At 62.0% G+C, this 857-nt stretch carries 1 protein-coding gene; it reads right to left on the reverse strand.

The genetic code is table 11. The features are described 5' to 3' along the window. Positions 1 to 624: 624 nt before the first annotated feature. On the reverse strand, positions 625 to 837 hold the full coding sequence (locus WDW90_RS37600; RefSeq protein ID WP_336492802.1) for a hypothetical protein: 213 nt from the start codon (positions 835 to 837) through the stop codon (positions 625 to 627). Between the last annotated feature and the right edge of the window lie 20 nt (positions 838 to 857).

The following is an 857-nucleotide window of genomic DNA, read 5'->3' on the forward strand; positions in this document are numbered from 1 at the left end:
CGGGCCGGCGGGCGCGATCTCAGGGCGGTGTTCCAATAGGGCTTGCCCCAATGGACCGCTCCAAACAGCACGCCATGCATGGAAAACGACGGTTTCCCAGGCACTTAAACCTGTTAGGTTTGTGTGTCTGGAAATCAAAATGCCGAGCGATCTCGCCCCTTCCGCACGGATTGAGTGTTATGGAGCCGCCCAGTTCGCAGAAGGGCCATTATGGAAACGGGCCGGGGAGCGCCCCCTCACAAGGCTCAACCCAGCCCGCCGCAACGCTATCGCTGAGCGACCGCGTGCATCAGCAGTGAACCACAACCCAGCAATAATCCAACTGCTGGTTGTGTTAAGGGTTACCACTGCTTCCGGTAGTGGCGCACTGCTCAAGGCAGCGTGAGTTTGCAGGACAAGAGGTCACCGACCGCAACACGCGCTGTGAGGGGGCGAGAAAGGCGCGCGTGCGGCCGGTGCCTGCCACTCAGCTGATAGCCAAAGCGCGCTACGATGCTGCGCCCGATTGTTGGTGCTGGCAACTGCTGAGACCGAACTGGGGCCTCGCATACGCGCGAGGCCGCGGAATTCGCATAATCAGCGCCGTGCGCCATGTACGATCCCTTCGCTGTCGCCCTGCTGGCTCTAGAGTGCGGATTGGACCGGCGACTGGCGCAGCAGTTCGGGTTGATCGCTCTCCTCTTCGGGCGGTGGTGCGTAGTAGAGATCCAGCGCTTTCCAGAAGGCGTCGCGCTCCTCCTGTGTCCGGCGGTCCAAAACAGTCTCCAGTTCAGCGCGGCCTGCCCGCGAGGCTTCCTCGTGCTGGCCTGGATCCAGCAGGTCTAGAAGCCCAGCCATAGCGATCTCCCTAGGTGCGT

This window comes from Methylobacterium nigriterrae (assembly GCF_037106235.1).
In the GTDB taxonomy this organism is placed as follows: domain Bacteria; phylum Pseudomonadota; class Alphaproteobacteria; order Rhizobiales; family Beijerinckiaceae; genus Methylobacterium; species Methylobacterium nigriterrae.